The organism is Kribbella sp. NBC_01245 (assembly GCF_036226525.1).
Lineage (GTDB): Bacteria > Actinomycetota > Actinomycetes > Propionibacteriales > Kribbellaceae > Kribbella.
On record NZ_CP108487.1, the window covers coordinates 4,064,988 to 4,080,502 of the forward strand.

The 15,515-nt window shown below is 66.8% G+C and carries 15 protein-coding genes and 1 pseudogene; 10 read left to right on the top strand and 6 right to left on the bottom strand.

Annotated features, from left to right (window positions below; translation table 11 throughout):
• Positions 1-38: 38 nt before the first annotated feature.
• Both OG394_RS18010 and OG394_RS18015 read left to right on the top strand, forming a co-directional pair.
• Complete coding sequence (locus OG394_RS18010) at positions 39-716, top strand: TIGR03089 family protein (RefSeq protein ID WP_328996543.1); 678 nt, start codon at positions 39-41, stop codon at positions 714-716.
• Positions 716-1,486, top strand: coding sequence for an SDR family NAD(P)-dependent oxidoreductase (locus tag OG394_RS18015; RefSeq protein ID WP_328996544.1), 771 nt, complete (start codon positions 716-718; stop codon positions 1,484-1,486). The genes OG394_RS18010 and OG394_RS18015 overlap by 1 nt, the downstream gene beginning before the upstream one ends.
• Here the strand turns inward: OG394_RS18015 and galE are convergent, their stop codons facing one another.
• Positions 1,487-2,440, bottom strand: coding sequence for a UDP-glucose 4-epimerase GalE (gene galE, locus OG394_RS18020; protein WP_328996545.1), 954 nt, complete (start codon positions 2,438-2,440; stop codon positions 1,487-1,489).
• A gap of 33 nt (positions 2,441-2,473) precedes the next feature.
• On the opposite strand from galE, the gene OG394_RS18025 reads away from it, so the two are divergent.
• Genes OG394_RS18025 through OG394_RS18040 form a run of 4 tightly spaced genes read left to right on the top strand, consistent with a single transcriptional unit; the run spans position 2,474 to position 4,931 of the window.
• Positions 2,474-3,208: a phosphocholine cytidylyltransferase family protein gene (locus OG394_RS18025; RefSeq protein WP_328996546.1), complete on the top strand. Its 735-nt coding sequence runs from the start codon at positions 2,474-2,476 to the stop codon at positions 3,206-3,208.
• Positions 3,196-4,299, top strand: a complete 1,104-nt coding sequence (locus tag OG394_RS18030; RefSeq protein WP_328996547.1) for an iron-containing alcohol dehydrogenase family protein — start codon at positions 3,196-3,198, stop codon at positions 4,297-4,299. Before OG394_RS18025 ends, OG394_RS18030 begins: the two co-directional genes overlap by 13 nt.
• Before the next feature lie 37 nt (positions 4,300-4,336).
• Positions 4,337-4,606: a hypothetical protein gene (locus OG394_RS18035; RefSeq protein WP_328996548.1), complete on the top strand. Its 270-nt coding sequence runs from the start codon at positions 4,337-4,339 to the stop codon at positions 4,604-4,606.
• Position 4,607: 1 nt separating this feature from the next.
• Positions 4,608-4,931: a hypothetical protein gene (locus tag OG394_RS18040; protein WP_328996549.1), complete on the top strand. Its 324-nt coding sequence runs from the start codon at positions 4,608-4,610 to the stop codon at positions 4,929-4,931.
• A 50-nt stretch (positions 4,932-4,981) separates the two neighbouring features.
• On the opposite strand, the gene OG394_RS18045 is transcribed toward OG394_RS18040, so the two are convergent.
• A complete protein-coding gene (locus OG394_RS18045; RefSeq protein WP_328996550.1) occupies positions 4,982-6,358 on the bottom strand; it encodes an FtsX-like permease family protein in 1,377 nt (458 codons plus the stop codon).
• Positions 6,355-7,112, bottom strand: a pseudogene (locus OG394_RS18050) (ABC transporter ATP-binding protein). Before OG394_RS18050 ends, OG394_RS18045 begins: the two are co-directional and overlap by 4 nt.
• A gap of 332 nt (positions 7,113-7,444) precedes the next feature.
• Between OG394_RS18050 and OG394_RS18055 the strand changes: the two are divergent.
• Both OG394_RS18055 and OG394_RS18060 read left to right on the top strand, forming a co-directional pair.
• The gene (locus OG394_RS18055) at positions 7,445-8,335 is read left to right on the top strand and encodes an ABC transporter permease (RefSeq protein ID WP_328996551.1); all 891 of its coding nucleotides are present in this window, start codon (positions 7,445-7,447) and stop codon (positions 8,333-8,335) included.
• Entirely contained in the window at positions 8,322-9,125 is an 804-nt protein-coding gene (locus OG394_RS18060; protein WP_328996552.1) for an ABC transporter ATP-binding protein, read from the top strand. The genes OG394_RS18055 and OG394_RS18060 overlap by 14 nt, the downstream gene beginning before the upstream one ends.
• A 59-nt stretch (positions 9,126-9,184) precedes the next feature.
• Here the strand turns inward: OG394_RS18060 and OG394_RS18065 are convergent, their stop codons facing one another.
• Positions 9,185-10,207: a glycosyltransferase family 2 protein gene (locus tag OG394_RS18065; protein ID WP_328996553.1), complete on the bottom strand. Its 1,023-nt coding sequence runs from the start codon at positions 10,205-10,207 to the stop codon at positions 9,185-9,187.
• 3 nt (positions 10,208-10,210) lie between these two features.
• A complete protein-coding gene (locus OG394_RS18070) occupies positions 10,211-11,665 on the bottom strand; it encodes an LCP family protein (protein ID WP_328996554.1) in 1,455 nt (484 codons plus the stop codon).
• 250 nt (positions 11,666-11,915) lie between these two features.
• Here OG394_RS18070 and OG394_RS18075 point away from each other — a divergent pair, with 250 nt between their 5' ends.
• On the top strand, positions 11,916-12,770 hold the full coding sequence (locus OG394_RS18075; RefSeq protein WP_328996555.1) for a S1 family peptidase: 855 nt from the start codon (positions 11,916-11,918) through the stop codon (positions 12,768-12,770).
• A 34-nt stretch (positions 12,771-12,804) separates the two neighbouring features.
• On the opposite strand, the gene OG394_RS18080 is transcribed toward OG394_RS18075, so the two are convergent.
• The gene (locus OG394_RS18080; RefSeq protein WP_328996556.1) at positions 12,805-13,269 is read right to left on the bottom strand and encodes a hypothetical protein; all 465 of its coding nucleotides are present in this window, start codon (positions 13,267-13,269) and stop codon (positions 12,805-12,807) included.
• A gap of 83 nt (positions 13,270-13,352) precedes the next feature.
• On the opposite strand from OG394_RS18080, the gene OG394_RS18085 reads away from it, so the two are divergent.
• Positions 13,353-15,440: a spermidine synthase gene (locus OG394_RS18085; RefSeq protein WP_328996557.1), complete on the top strand. Its 2,088-nt coding sequence runs from the start codon at positions 13,353-13,355 to the stop codon at positions 15,438-15,440.
• Positions 15,441-15,515: the final 75 nt, after the last annotated feature.

Consider the following 15,515-nt stretch of genomic DNA (forward strand, 5'->3'; position numbering starts at 1 on the left):
TACGGTCGTACTTACAGGCCGCGTCGTAGGGTGCTCGTATGGCCCGGACGCTTCCCGATTTGTTCAGTGCCGCCGTACGACGCGACGGCGCGAGCCCCTTCCTCACCTACTACGACGACACCTCCGGCGAGCGGATCGAGCTGAGCTATCTCACCACCGCGAACTGGGTGGCCAAGACGGCGAACCTGCTCGTCGACGAGTACGAGCTCGAGCCGGGCGAAACCGTCGCCAGCGGTCTGCCGCCGCACTGGCTGGGCGTGGTGTGGGCGCTGGCGACCTGGTCTACGGGCGCCTCGCTGACCACCGGTCAAGGCGATCTCGCGATCACCGGGCCGGACTTCTCCGTCCGCGGCAAACGCGAAACCGTCGCCAGCGCGTTGCTGCCGCTGGGCGGACGCTTCCGCGAGCCCGTGCCGGACGGCGTTCAGGACTACGGCGCCGAGGTGTACAACCACCCGGACGGCTTCTTCCCGATGGACCCGCCGACGGAGGACTCCGCGGCGTACGACGAACGCACCCACGCGGACGTGATCTCCACTGCGAGTACTGTCCCGCGTCGCGTCTTGACCACGAAGGACCTCATCGCGCCCGACGGCCTCGACCTGCTGGTCGGCGTGATCGCGGGCGGCGGCTCGATCGTGCTCTGCCGCAACCTCGATCCGGCCAAACTGGATCAACGCGTCGCGGACGAGAAGGTCGACGAGGTGATCAACTGATGCGCCGGTACGACGAACGGGTCGCCCTGGTGACGGCGGCCGGTCAAGGAATCGGCAAGGCCGTCGCCGAGCGCATCGCGGCCGAAGGTGGTTCCGTCGTGATCACCGATCTCGACGGCGACCGGGCCGAGGCCGTCGCTTCGGAGATCGGCGAACAGGCGTTGGCGATCCGGGTCGACGTGACTTCGCGGGACGACATCGACGAGGCCGTGGCGGCGGCGATCGAACGCTTCGGCAGGCTCGACCTGCTGGTGAACAACGCCGGTGGTTGCGTGGTCACTTCGCGGCCGGAGCGAACGACCGTTGACGAGTGGCACCGCCAGCTCGACGTCACGCTGATCAGCGCGGCTCAATGCATCCAGGCGGCGCTACCGCATCTGCTGGCCGTCCGGGGCAACGTGGTGACGATCAGCTCGGTCAACGCGTTAGGGGCCTTCGGCAACGTCGAGTACTCCGCGGCCAAGGCCGGTCAGCAGAGCATGACGCAGAACTTCGCGTCCCGGTACGGCAGCAGCGGGGTCCGGTTCAACGTCGTTGCCCCAGGCACCATCCGGACTCCCAACTGGGACAACCAGCCGGGAACCCTGGAGAAGTTCAAGGCGATGTACCCGCTCGGCCGCGTGGGCGAACCCGAGGACATCGCCGCCGCCGTAGCCTTCCTGGGCTCCGCCGACGCCTCCTGGATCACCGGCCTGACCCTCCCGGTCGAAGGCGGCGCCCTCCTAGGTCCCACCCTCTTGGACCTAAGCCCCTCCGGCCCGGCCGGCTGACTACCCCTTGGGCCAGGCTTCCCAGGCGGAGCGGAACATGTCGTCGACTGTGTGGGTGTTCTTCCAGCCGAGGTCGCGGGCCGCAAGCTCACCGGACGCCACTACACGTGACGGATCACCCGGACGGCGAGGAGTCTCTCCGGGCGTGAAGTCGATCCCGGTCACCCGGCGAGCCGCATCCATGATCTGGCGCACGGAGGTGCCACTACCGCTTCCGAGGTTGTACGCCGGCTCCAGCGTCTTGCCGGACTCCAGCGCCCGGGCGGCCGCCACGTGGGCGTCAGCCAGGTCCCCTACGTGCACGTAGTCCTTGACCGAGGTGCCGTCCGGAGTCGGGTGGTCCGTCCCGTAGATGCTGGGCGTCTCACCCTTGCTCAGGAGATTGCAGACGATCGGGAAGAGGTTGTACGGGCTTGCGTCGTACACCTTCGGGTCAGCCGAGCCGACCACGTTGAAGTACCTGAGCGAGGTGTGGTTCAGCTCGACGGCCTTGGCCTGGTCCGCCAGCAACCACTCGCCGACGAGCTTGGTCTCGCCGTACGGCGATTGCGGCCCGGTGGCGGTGTCCTCGGTGACCAGCTCGACGGCGGGCGTGCCGTAGACGCCGGCGCTCGACGAGAAGACGATGTTGTGGATGTCCTGCGCGGCCATTTCGCTCAACAGCGTGACCATGGCCGTCACGTTCTGTGTATACGTGTGCAGCGGACGCTCGACCGAGACGCCCGCGTACTTGTACCCGGCCAGGTGCACCACACCGGTCACACCCGTCAGCGCGCGCCGTACGGCCTCGGCGTCGAGGAGGTTCGCCTCGATGAACGGAACACCCTCGGGCACGAAGTCCGCGTGGCCGCTCGAGAGGTCGTCGATCACCACCACGTCGATCCCGTTGTCGCGGAAGGCGCGCACCACATGCGCCCCGATGTACCCGGCACCACCCGTCACAAGCCATGTCATGAGGGCAGTCTTTCACCCGTACCATGGCTCGCCATGATCGGTCTCGTACTTGCCGCCGGTGCCGGGCGCCGCCTTCGCCCCTACACCGACACCCTGCCCAAGGCGCTGGTCCCGATCGATCCCGAGACCAGCGTGCTCGACCTGACGCTGGCCAACTTCGCCGAGATCGGCCTCACCGACGTCGCGATCGTCGTCGGCTACGCCGCGCAGGCCATCGCCGATCGGCAGCAGGACCTCGAGGCCAAGTACGGCGTACGGCTCGAATTGGTGCACAACGACAAAGCCGAAGAATGGAACAACGCTTACTCTCTGTGGTGTGCGCGTGACCTGCTCGACCAGGGCGTGATCCTGGCGAACGGCGACACCGTGCACCCGGTCTCGGTCGAGGAAACCCTGCTCTCGGCTCGCGGCCAGGGCCGGATCATCCTCGCCCTGGACACCGAGAAGGCGCTCGCCGACGAGGAGATGAAGGTGATCTGGTCCGAGGCCAAGGGCGTCGAGCGGATCACCAAGCTGATGGACCCCGCCACGGCGACCGGCGAGTACATCGGCATCACCCTGATCGAGCCCGGTGCCGGCGCGGACCTCGCGGACGCCCTGCGCACCACCTGGGAGCGCGACCCGAACCTCTACTACGAGGACGGCTACCAGGAGCTGGCCGATCGTGGCCTGCGCATCGACGTGGCACCGATCGGCAAGGTCGACTGGGTGGAGATTGACAACCACGACGACCTGGCCCGCGCGCGAGAGATCGTATGCCCCTCCTAGCCCGGATGATCCCCGCGCCACTCGTCGTCGACGTACGGCGCGGGGCCCTCGCCGAGCTGGGCGCGATCCTCGCCGACCAGCGCATCTCGCCCGGTGGCCGGGTGGCGATCGCGGTCGGCGCGACGTACGGCCCGACCGTGCGCAAGCTGTTCGCCGACGCGCTCGACGGGCACGGTCTTGCGGCCGCCGACTGGTTCACGGTCGAGGGCGGCACGATCAACACCGCCGTACGCCTGGTCGAGCAGGTCCGCCTGCGCCGGTACGACGCGATCGTCGGCATCGGCGGTGGCACCGTGCTGGACGTGACCAAGTTCGCCGCGGCCCGCCTCGGTTTGCCGATGGTCGCCGTCGCCACCAACCTCGCCCACGACGGCATCGCGTCGCCGATCAGCACTCTCGACAACGACGCCGGGCGTGGCTCGTACGGCGTGCCCGCGCCGATCGCCGTACTGGTCGATCTGGACCTGATCGCGCAGGCGCCGCCCCGGTCGATCCGCTCGGGCATCGGCGAGATCGTCTCGAACCTGTCCGCGATCGCGGACTGGGAAGCGGCGCACCAGCAGCACGGCGAGGAGATCGACGGCCTCGCGGTATCGCTGGCGCGGACCTCCGCCCAGGCCGTGATGAACCACCCGGGCACGATCGCCGACGACGACTTCCTGGTCACGCTGACCGAGGCGCTGGTGCTTTCCGGCCAGGCCATGGTCGTGGCGGGCACCTCGCGCCCGTCGTCCGGCGCCTGCCACGAGATCTCGCACGCGATCGACCTGATGATGCCGTCGCGCCGCGCCCACCATGGCGAACAGGTCGGCCTCGGCGCCGCCTTCGCCTGGTGGTTGCGCGGCGACGAACGCGCCTTCCACGCCACCGTCGACTGCCTGCACCGCCACGGCCTCCCCGTCCGCCCGGCCGACCTCGGCTTCAACCTCACCGAATTCGTCGAGTTCGCCACCTTCGCCCCTCAAACCCGCCCCGGCCGCCAAACCATCCTCGAATCCCTATCCCTCCCCCTCCCCGCCCTAACCACCCAAGTCCACGCCTTCGACACTCACACCCACACCCGCATAACCGAGGGCTCCGACCACCGGTAGCCTTGCTCGCGCATTGCGATCGCAATACACTGGCCTGGTGTTCCGCGAGATCAAGGAAAGCCTGTGGTCCTCGGAGCACATCGCACGCCACGGGGTAACGATGGCCGAGGTTCGCGAAGCCATCCTGGAGCGGCCGTATTACCAGCGGCTAGGCAAGAACGATTCCTTGCTGTGTTACGGAACGACCTACACGGGCAGACACCTCCTCGTGGTCACGGTGGAGGACAGCCCTGGAGTCGCGTTCGTCGTGACCGCACGCGAGATGACCAAAGCCGAGAAAAAGACCTTCCAGCGGGAGGCGCACTGAAATGACGAAGAGGGAACGACTGCCTCGATCTGAGGCCGAGCTCGAAGAGCTGGCGACCTACTACGGAGAGACCGATACCGCCGAGGAGATGGACCGCGACGGCGTCTGGGTCGAGCCGCCCATGGTCACCACCTCCCTGCGGCTGCCGAAACCGCTGATGGACGCGATCAGGGCGAAGGCCGGCGAACAGCACATCCGGCACACCGCCCTGATGCGGGACATCCTCACCGCCTGGTTCTCCTCCGACCAGACTCAGCCGAGCGAGATCATCGATCGGCTGGAACGAATCGAGCGTCTGATCAGCGAGGACCGCAAGGCCGGGTGAGCCCGGCGTTGCGGGTCACCCGGCCATCCAGTCATGGCCGTTGCCGATGGTTAGGCGGCGGCTTGGGTGGCGGGGGTTTGCAGGGTTCGGTGGGCGGTGGTGAGGCTGGCGGCGAGGGTTAGGGCGGTGGCGGTGGTGATGACGGCTAGGTAGATGGCCGTGCCTTGGTCGGGGATGACGGTGCCGGTGCGGGCGATGCTGAACGGGATGATGCCGGCGATGGCCGCCGCCGAGCCCGCGAGCACGCCGGTCAGGGCCAACGCGATGCCTTCGTAGCCGACCATCCGGAGGACTTGGCCCGGGGTTGAGCCGACCAAGCGCTGGCGGCCGAACTCCTGCCGCCGGAAAATGGTTGCCGCGATCAACGTGTTGACGAGCATGATGGCGGCGAACAGCGCGATCATGCCGACGACCACGAAGTTCAGGGTCTCGATCGCGTCCGCCTCCGCGGCCATGTCCGCCCCGGCCGCCGAAACGGGACCGCCGATCGCTGCAGCGGCAGCGGAGTTCTCGATGCTCTGCAGGTAAAGCGTGCCCGTGGCCATGCCGGTGAAGAGGATGATCGGGACCAGAGCGCCTGCCATCTGGTGAGTACGACGGCGCAGGTTCATCGTGGTGAGGTAGCCCGGCGCGCCCGCACCTCGCAGCGGCCCGACCAGCACGGCCGTCACCACGCGGAGCAGGACCGGAGCGAACAAGGCGAGCCCGATCGACAGCAGGATCGCCGTCTGCCCACCCGTGGCCATCGCCTCGATCCCCTTGCCCTTACCCGTGATCGCCGTGACAGCGCCACAAGCGGCACCCGCGGCGAGGAAGAACCAGCCCGCGATCATCCGGAGCCGGCCGAGGCGCGGCTCCTCGAGTGCGACGGCCGCGAGCGCCTCGCGAGCACCGAGCCGGGTCACCCGCCGAGTGGCGATCACAGCGGCCACCACAGCCGCCGTGAAGGTGATGCCGAGGCCGATCCCGATCGCCATACCCCCGAAGGCGGGAACGACCTCAGCCGGCACCTGGCCCGTGTCCTTCAGCACCGACAACAGCCAGCGACCCCCAACCACCGCTAGCGGAATCGCCAACGCGGCCGCGACGAGTGCCACCACCGCCGACTCGGCCACGATCATCCGGCCGATCTGCGCGGGCGTGGCGCCGATGCTCTTCAGCAGGGCCATCTCCTGCCCACGCTGGCGAACGGACAAGGTCAACGTGGCCGTCACCGCGAACACGACGATCAACAGCCCCCAACCGCCGACCACGACCGCCATCAGGAACAACGTCTCCTCGGCGGCGGCGTCCACCGCGGGACCGCCCGCCGTGTCCAGCATCGACGCGAACGTCATCAGGATGATCGCGCCCAGGAACAAGGCCAGAAAGCTCGCGGCGAACGCCCCCAGCCGATATCGCAACGAACGCAAGGCCAGGCCGATCACGCGGCACCTGCCGGAATGGCATCACCGAGGTGGGTCATCCGCTCCGCGACAGCTTCGGCCGTCGGCGACTCCAGCCGGCCCGCGATCTTGCCGTCGGCCAGGAAGACGACGGCGTCGGCGTACGACGCGGCGATCGGGTCATGGGTCACCAGCACAACGGTTTGCTCGTAGACCTGGACCGACTCCTGCAGTAGCTCGAGCACCTCGCGAGCGGCGCGTGAATCCAGCGCACCGGTCGGCTCGTCGGCGAAGATCACCCGTGGCTCGGTCGCCAGCGCCCGGGCGATCGCGACGCGTTGCTGCTGCCCCCCGGACAGCTCGGCCGGGCGATGATCCAGCCGGTCGGCCAGGCCCATCCGGCCAAGGATCTCCTGGCAGCGGCGACGGTCGACCCGGCGGCCTGCCAGGCGCAGCGGCAAGGTGACGTTCTGTAGAACGGTCAGCGTGGGCAGCAGGTTGAACTGCTGGAAGACGAACCCGATCCGTTTCCGCCGGAACTTCGTCAGCGCGGCTTCACTACCGCCTGTGAGCTGCTCACCCTCGATATAGACGCGACCACTCGTAGGTTGATCGAGGCCGGCCGCACAGTGCAGGAAGGTGCTCTTCCCGAACCGGAGGGGCCCATCACCGCGGTGAAACTGCCCGAAGGCAGGCTCAGCGTGACGCCGTCCAGCGCGGTCACCGGATTCCCGGCCGTGCCATAAACCTTACGGACGTCGATGAGCCGAACAGCTTCACCGTTAGTTGTCTTCATCACTCGAACTCCCTGCCGCGAACGCCGTGAACCGCCGCCCGCTGAATCTGCCGATGCCTCGACGTTAGGCCGCCCGATCGCCCAGCCCCATGGGGTTGAGCACCCAATTCAGGTGGGGAAAACCCCACCCCTACACTGCGGAAAACCGCCCACCAGGCGGCAATAGCCCTCAAGGTCTGACCGGCCAGACTGGGAACCTCACAGCGGGCCAGGGCGTTGGCTGGACGTGTCATGTTGCGACGAGGTCCTGAAACCGATTGGATACGGTCCGCAACCGCGCGAAGAGCGCGCCGGTTATAGATGTCCTGACGGACCCCAGTAGATTGGCCCGCATGTCAACCGCCCCCGAGTCGGTCGGGACCGCATCACTCGCGGCAATGGCCGAGCAGTTCGGGTTGTCGAAGAGTTCGGTGCGCCCACCTTTCGGCAGCTACGTCCGTGAACTCTGGGGACGACGCCAGTTCGTCCTCAGCTATGCCCGTGCCCGCACCTACGCGGCGTACGCCGGGGCTCGCCTCGGCTCGCTGTGGCAGGTGCTCACGCCGTTGTTCAACGCGGCGGTCTACTACCTTGCCTTCGGCCTGCTGCTGAACACCAAGGGCGGTATCGAGAACTACACCGCCTTCCTGATCTGCGGCATGTTCGTCTTCAGCTTCACCCAGCGCTCGATGATCGAGGGTGCCCGGTCCATCTCGGGCAATATGTCCCTGATTCGCACGCTGCACTTCCCGCGGGCCACGCTTCCGATGGCCTACGTACTGAACGAACTGACCCAGATGTTCCTCTCGATGGGCATCCTGCTGGTGATCGTGGCGTTCACCGACGGTTTCGCCGTGAGCTGGCTGCTGATCATCCCGGCACTCATCCTGCAGACCGGGTTCAACATCGGCATGACCCTGACGTTCGCCCGGATGGGCGCGTTCATGGGCGACCTGAACCAGTTGCTGCCGTTCATCACCCGCACCTGGCTGTACGCGTCCGGCGTCTTCTTCTCCATCCCGGACAAGCTGCGCGAAGCGGACGCCCCGGGCTGGGTCATCCAGGTGCTCGCGTTCAACCCGATCGCGGCGTACATCGACATCATGCGGCAAGCGATCCTGGCGAACCACGAACCACACCAGTTGCCCAACGCCTGGTGGATCGCCAGCGGCTGGACCGTCCTTGCCCTCGTCGGGGGCTTCATCTACTTCTGGCGTGCGGAGGAGAGGTATGGACGTGGCTGAAGCCGCAGTCCCGAGCCCGGTGACTGCTCCAGCGGCACAAAAGGTCCCGACGGTGATCGCGGACAACGTGCACATCATCTACAAGGTGATGGCGGGTGGTAGCAAGGGCACCGCGGCGACCGCGTTGTCCCGGCTGATCAAGCGCCAGCAGCGTCCGACCGTGCGTGAGGTGCACGCGGTCAAGGGCGTCACGTTCACCGCGTACAAGGGTGACGCGATCGGTCTGATCGGCCGCAACGGCTCGGGCAAGTCGACGCTGCTGCGTGCGGTGGCCGGCCTGCTGCCGCCCGCGAGCGGCTCGGTCTACACCAACGGCCAGCCGTCGCTGCTGGGCGTCAACGCCGCGATGATGAACGACCTGAGCGGCGACCGGAACATCGTGCTCGGCTGTCTCGCGATGGGTATGAGCCCGGAGGAGATCGAGAAGAAGTACGACGAGATCGTGGACTTCGCGGATATCGGTGAGTTCATCGATCTGCCGATGCGGACGTACTCGTCGGGTATGGGCGCGCGGTTGCGGTTCGCGATCGCGTCGGCCAAGACCCACGACATCCTGCTGGTGGACGAAGCGCTGGCAACCGGTGACGCGAACTTCCGGGTCAAGTCCGAGCAGAAGATCAAGGATCTGCGCGACGAGGCCGGCACGGTGTTCCTGGTCAGCCACAGCCTGGAGACCGTGATCGACACGTGTAACCGGGCCATCTGGCTCGACAAGGGCATCATCAAGATGGACGGCGATGCCCAGGAGGTCGTCGACGCCTACCTGGCGGAGACCACCACCAAGCGCTGAGAGCAAACGAAGAACCCCGCCACTCCAGAACCGGAGTGGCGGGGTTCTTCACGTAAAACTCAAGCAGTGGCGGCCAGGGCAGGCCCGGCAGGGCGCTCCTTGAGGCCGACGATGAAGCCGGCACCCCAGGTGACGTGCATCGTCGCGCAGACCAGCGGAAGCCAGAACAGGGCCTTCCAGGGCAGGTAGCGGCCTTCCACCATGGACCCGGCGATCAGGCCGAGCCCGTAGAACAGCGGCGCCAGGAACCCCAGCACCAGCCAGCTGACCCCGGTGGCCAGGCCGACGATGCCCAGGATCGTCCCGAGCACCAGCAGCGTCACGGCCACCGGCGGCGCCAGGTAGCGCTTGCTGGCGGTCTCCGGGTGGCGGCGGATGACCTCACGACGCCACTGACCGGTCATGTAGAACTGCTTGGCCACGGCCGTCAGCGACGAGCGCGGGCGATACGTCACCGACAGGTCCGGGCTGAACCAGATCAGCCCGCCGGTCTTGCGAATGCGGTAGTTCAGCTCCCAGTCCTGCGCCCGGTGCATGGTCTCGTCGAACCCGCCGACCCGCTCCAGCGCCGTACGCCGGAAGACACCGAGGTAGACCGTGTCGGCCGGCCCCGGCTTGCCGCCCTGGTGGAACGTGGAGGCCCCTAGACCGAGGCGCGAGCGGTAGGCGCAGGCCACGGCCATCTCGAACGCCGAACGGCCCTCAGCGGCCATCACACCGCCCACGTTGTCCGCGCCGGACTCCTCCAGCAGCTCGACCGCGCGTCTGATGTAACCCTGCGTCAGCACGCCGTGGCCGTCGACCCGGACGATGATGTCGTGGCTCGCGTTCGCGATCCCGACGTTGAGCCCGGCCGGCGTCTTGCCGGACGGGTTCGGCACGATGCGGATCCGCTTGTCCGTGGCCGCGATGCCTTCGGCGATGGCCATCGTGCGGTCCTTGCTCGGACCGATCGACAGCACCACCTCCAGCTCGCCGGGGTAGGACTGTTCGAGAACACGACCGACCGCCTCGGAGAGGTGTCGTTCCTCGTTCAGTACCGGCATCACGACGGATACCGGTGGCCAGTGGGACAAGGACATAATTCAGGCCGCCGTACAGATAGATGCGACGTCGTCGACGTCGGAGGTGGATTTGGAGGGAGTGCTCGTCGGCTTCTTGCTCGGTTTGGCCGTCGTCTTCGGTGGTGTAGTGGTCTTCTTGTCCTCACCATCTTCGGCTGCCTGGTCCAGCGCCTCCGAGCGGGCGATGGCCTGGGCGACCTTGGTGCGGATCAACGGGAAATCAGGGTTACCGGTTTTGATCAGGGGTGGTACCGGCGAGAAGCTTGACACCTTGAGCTTCTTCGAGTCCAGCGCGAGATCGACGAAGGTGCCGAGATGGCTGGACGGGATGTCGGTTTTCACCACCTGCTTGCTGGCCGCGGCGATGCCCTGGAACTTGGTCAGCACCGTGCGCGGTTCCAGCTGGTTCAGCATCGCGGTCATCACGCATTTCTGCCGGGTCATCCGCTCGTAGTCGGTCGCACCCGCGCGGGACCGCGCGAACCACATCGCGTGGTACCCGTCGAGGTGCTTGTTCTTCCCCGGAGTGATGTAACCGTAGATGGGGCTGCCGACGCCACCGATCGGGACTTTTTTCCCGACATCGAGGTTGATGCCACCGACCGCGTTGATCAGGTTCACGAAGCTGGCGATGTCGATCATCACGAAGTAGTTGACCTTCAGGCCCGTGATGCCCTCGACCGCCTGCCGCGTCGCCAGCGCGCCCGGGTCCGCCACACCGGGGAACAGGTCCTTGTGCTGGGTGGCATAGGTGTAGACCCCGTTCAGGAAGCAGTTCGCCGCACAGTCCTCCCACTGGAAGCCGTTCGGGAACTTGTCATGCATCGCCGTGCCCTCGGGGAACGGCACCTTGGCCATGTTGCGCGGCAGCCCGATCAGCACCGTCCGGCCGGTTTCGGCGTCGATACTGGCCAGCGTCATGCTGTCGGGGCGTAGGCCGGTCCGGTTCTTACCGGAGTCGCCGCCCATCAGCAGCACGTTGTAGCGGCCCTTGTCGGCCTTGGATTTCGCATGCCCGCCGAACACACTGGCGACGAAATCGGCCTGCGCCGAGACGAGCGTGCTCGCCCAGATCAGCGCGAACACCACCCCGAGCGCCAGCACGGCGTCGGTGATACTCGCGGTCAATCGGTGGTTTCGCTCGAGCAGCAGCGGCTTGCCGAGTCGATACGCGTCGACGAACAGCACCGCCCAGCCGATCGCGAGCAACACCAGCAAGACCTGGATACCCCGGAGGAACCAGGGCTGCACGATGAAGTTGATCGTCGGTCCACGCCAGATCAGGGCCAGCAACGCGATCAGCACGACGATCGCGAGCAAACTGGCGAGCAACCGCCAGACGAACCGGCCGACGCGCTTGTTACCAGCGGCGATCTGGGCCGATCCGGGTACCACCAGGGTCATCAGCAGCAGCGTCAGCGCCCGCTTGAAGCGGGTCGGCTCACTGAGGTTGCGCAGGTCAGGTTCCTGCGGCATGACGTCCTTCCGTTCGTCCCGTCGTCATGACGACGATCAGTATTGCCACGGTACGACGGTCGCCTGGGACAGGCGCGCCGCCACCGGCCGGTGGTGAACCGGACACCATGTTCGACGTTGACGAAGCTGTGATGGTTCGGATCTCCTGTTTCCGGAGACGAAGGGTAACAGGGCCAACACACCCTGCTTGCACCGCCATGTAAGCCCTTCGCACATCAGAAGTTCCCAACGTGAGGACAGGAACCCGCCCATGAAGTTGTTGCGAACACTCACTGTAGGCATCGTCACCCTCGGTGCCTGCCTGGTCGGTATCACCCCGGCGAACGCCGCCGTCGTGACCGACCCCGCCGCGAAGGCCGCCGCCCCCGGTGCCGATTTCGCGGGCATCGCGGCGCTGAGCAACTGCTCGGCCTCGCTCGTGCGGTACAGCGACTCCCAGCCGGCCGACAAGGCGCTGGTGCTGACCAACGGCCACTGCTACGAAGGAGGTTTCCTCAACCCGGGCGTGGTCCTAGTCAACCGCGCGTCGAGCCGGTCGATCACCCTGCTCCGGCCGAACTCGTCCAACGCGGGCACGGTCCGGGCCTCCCGCATCGTCTACGGCACGATGACCAAGACCGACATGCTGGTCTACGAGGTGAACGAGTCCTACGCCTCGATCCAGTCCCGGCTCGGCGTCGCACCGCTCACGCTGGCCCGCCAGGCCCCGGCCGCCGGCGCGGGTATGGCGGTCGTTTCCGGCTACTGGAAGCGGATCTACACCTGCTCTGTGCAGAGCACGATCTACCAGCTGCGTGAGGGCAACTGGCGCTGGTCCAGCTCGATCAAGTACCGCCAGCCCGGCTGCGAGACGATCGGTGGCACCTCTGGTTCGCCGATCGTGAGCACCAGCAACGGCGAGGTCATCGGCGTGAACAATACCGGTAACGAGGATGGCCAGCGCTGCACCGTGAACAACCCGTGCGAGGTGGACGCGGCCGGCAACATCACCGTCGACCAGGGGGCCGCTTATGGCCAGCAGACCTGGTGGATTTACACCTGCCTGACCAACCGCAAGCTCGACCTAGCGAAGTCCGGCTGCCAGCTGGCCCGGCCGGCACGCTGACCTACTGACAGCGCGTTAGCCGAGTAACAGTGCGTTAACGAGTGACGGTGGCGGTGCCCTCGCGGTGCCGCCACCGCCCGGCCAGCAACAAGGCGATCACCAGTACGGCGACCACGGCGAACAACGCCAGCACGAAGCCGAGGATCGACTCGTACCGGCCGACGGCGTACGTCGTACCGTCCGGGCTTTCCGCACAGCGCACGGTGTAGTCGCCGGCGGGCGCGGGGGACGCGGGCCGGGCGACGGCGTACCAGGACCCGATCCGCTCACCCGTCCGCGGCACCAGCGTGACGGCGCGCCCCTCGCGGTCGGTGATCACGCAAGCGTCAACCGGTGTGCCTGGGCGCGAGGCGAACAGGGTCAGCGCGGCGCCGTCCAGCCGCACGATCGCGCTGGTGCCGACGGCAACGGGCTGGTGCGGAAAGACCGCGACGGCGTGCTGGATTCCGAGACCGGCCAGTGCCAGTCCGGCGATCACCAGCACGATCCGCCTGCTCATTCCAGCAAGATTATGCTCAATTCAGGCCGCTTGCGCGGTCGCCCGTTGGCAGAAGTGACCCGAAGATCGGTAACGTCCGCACGATGACGAACCAGGAGCAGATCGACGACACCCGGGAAGCCTCCCCCGGCTCGACCGCATCCCCTTGGCACTCCCCCCTCGGCCCGCGACGACGTCTGGTCATCGCCAGTGCCCTGATGCTCTTCCTCGAGCTGGCGCTGATCCGGTGGACCGGGTCCAATGTCGTCCATCTGAGTTATTTCTCGAACTTCGTACTGCTCGGGTCCTTCCTGGGCATCGGCGTCGGCTTCCTGCGCGCCAGCCGCACGAAGCGGCTGCCGTACTACTCGCCCATCGCGCTCGCACTGCTGGTCGGATTCGTTGCCTGGAAACCCGTCTCCGTTGATCGCGGCGGCGACTCGAACGTCATCTACTTCACCAGCCTCGAGACCAGCGGCCCCTCGGCCCACGTGATCCTGCCGCTCGTCTTCCTCGCGGCCGCGATCGTGCTGGCCGGCCCGGCTGAACTGGTCGCGCGTTGTTTCGCCGAGCTGCCCCGGCTTACGGCGTACAGGTTCGACCTGATCGGCAGTATCACCGGAATCGTCACGTTCACAGCGCTGTCGTTCCTGGGCGCACCGCCGGTGTGGTGGGGCCTGATCGTGCTGATCGTCTTCGCGGTGCTGATGGTTCCGCAGCAACGCGCAGTGGCGACCGGACTGGCCGCTGCGCTCGTGGTCACGCCCCTGCTGATCGTGGTGGCGGTGCTCTTCAACGAGTCCACTCAGGACAACTTGCGCTGGTCGCCGTACTACAAGGTGCTGACCGAGGCTTCGACCTTCCGCAACGCTTTGGTGCTGACGATCACCGTGAACGGCGTCCCGCATCAGCAGGCGTACCCCGCGGCCACCCGGCTCGAGCTGGAATCGCAGTACGGCCTGCCCTACCAGCGCATCACCAACCAGCCGAAGAACGTACTGATCGTCGGAGCCGGTAGTGGCACCGATGTCGCGATTGCCCTGCAGAAGGGCGCACAGCACGTCGACGCCGTCGAGATCGACCCGTCGCTGCTGGAGATCGGCCGAACCCGGCACCCCGACCGCCCGTACTCCGACCCGCGAGTGACCACCCACGTCGACGACGGCCGGGCATTCCTTTCGCGGACGGACAAGAAGTACGACCTGATCCTGTTCGCGCTGCCGGACTCACTGACGCTGGTGAGCGGCGCCAGCTCCTTGCGGCTCGAGAGCTACCTCTTCACCAAGCAGGCCTTTGAGAGCGCACGCGATCACCTGAACCCGGGTGGCGCGTTCGCGATGTACAACTTCTACCGCGAGAGCTGGCTGATCGACCGGCTCGCACTGACCGCCAACGACGCCTTCGGCCACGGGCCTTGCGTGGACAAGGTCGGCGACGTGTTGCAGCAAGCCGTCGTCACGGTCGGTCTGACCTCGGCGGACCAGCAGTGTGGCTCAACGGCTTGGACTGCGGCCGCTGCCGACACTCCGCCGCCTGCGACGGACAACCGGCCGTTCCTGTACCTGTTCACCGACAGGATCCCCTCGCTGTACCTGGTGACGCTTGGGCTGATCCTGGTGGCAGGAATCGTTGCTGTCGGCATTGCCGGTGGTGGCGGCTCGTACCGGCGCATGCGTCCGTACGCCGATCTCTTCCTGCTGGGCGTGGGCTTCATGCTTCTGCAGACCAAGAGCATCACGAGCTTCGCGTTGCTGTTCGGTACGACGTGGGTGGTCAACGCGATCGTCTTCACGGGTGTGCTGCTGGCCGTGCTCGCAGCGGTCGAAGTGACGCGTAGGTTCAAGACACCACCTATGAAGGTGATGTTCGCCGTGTTGTTCGCGGGGCTCGCCCTGAGCTGGGTCTTCCCGGACAGCTGGTTCCTGGCGATGCCGCTGCCGCTGCGCATCGTCGCCGCGGTGACGGTCGCGTTCCTGCCGATCTTCGCGGCGAACGTGATCTTCGCGAAGCGCTTCAGCGACACGGCCGACGGGACTGCCAGCTTCGGCGCCAACCTGCTCGGCGCGATGGTCGGCGGTTGTCTGGAGTACCTCGGCCTGATGATCGGCTTCGACGGCCTGCTCATCATCGCCGCCCTCGCGTACGCCGCGGCCTTCCTCCTCCGCCCACGTACTTCCGTCCTCACCACGTAGCGGTTCGCCGTTCGCCGCCTCTGCCCGGACTCGCCGAGTGCGCGCCCGGGCAGAGGCGCGTCGTTTCCCACCTCC

Bases quoted from the DNA above. Each gene is read 5' to 3' on its own strand.
- OG394_RS18080 (WP_328996556.1), bottom strand. From the start codon at position 13,269: ATGAGCAGGCGGATCGTGCTGGTGATCGCCGGACTGGCACTGGCCGGT.
- OG394_RS18040 (WP_328996549.1), top strand. From the start codon at position 4,608: ATGACGAAGAGGGAACGACTGCCTCGATCTGAGGCCGAGCTCGAAGAG.
- OG394_RS18065 (WP_328996553.1), bottom strand. From the start codon at position 10,207: ATGTCCTTGTCCCACTGGCCACCGGTATCCGTCGTGATGCCGGTACTG.
- OG394_RS18055 (WP_328996551.1), top strand. From the start codon at position 7,445: ATGTCAACCGCCCCCGAGTCGGTCGGGACCGCATCACTCGCGGCAATG.
- OG394_RS18025 (WP_328996546.1), top strand. From the start codon at position 2,474: ATGATCGGTCTCGTACTTGCCGCCGGTGCCGGGCGCCGCCTTCGCCCC.
- OG394_RS18070 (WP_328996554.1), bottom strand. From the start codon at position 11,665: ATGCCGCAGGAACCTGACCTGCGCAACCTCAGTGAGCCGACCCGCTTC.
- OG394_RS18075 (WP_328996555.1), top strand. From the start codon at position 11,916: ATGAAGTTGTTGCGAACACTCACTGTAGGCATCGTCACCCTCGGTGCC.
- OG394_RS18030 (WP_328996547.1), top strand. From the start codon at position 3,196: ATGCCCCTCCTAGCCCGGATGATCCCCGCGCCACTCGTCGTCGACGTA.
- OG394_RS18010 (WP_328996543.1), top strand. From the start codon at position 39: ATGGCCCGGACGCTTCCCGATTTGTTCAGTGCCGCCGTACGACGCGAC.
- galE (WP_328996545.1), bottom strand. From the start codon at position 2,440: ATGACATGGCTTGTGACGGGTGGTGCCGGGTACATCGGGGCGCATGTG.
- OG394_RS18085 (WP_328996557.1), top strand. From the start codon at position 13,353: ATGACGAACCAGGAGCAGATCGACGACACCCGGGAAGCCTCCCCCGGC.
- OG394_RS18015 (WP_328996544.1), top strand. From the start codon at position 716: ATGCGCCGGTACGACGAACGGGTCGCCCTGGTGACGGCGGCCGGTCAA.
- OG394_RS18060 (WP_328996552.1), top strand. From the start codon at position 8,322: ATGGACGTGGCTGAAGCCGCAGTCCCGAGCCCGGTGACTGCTCCAGCG.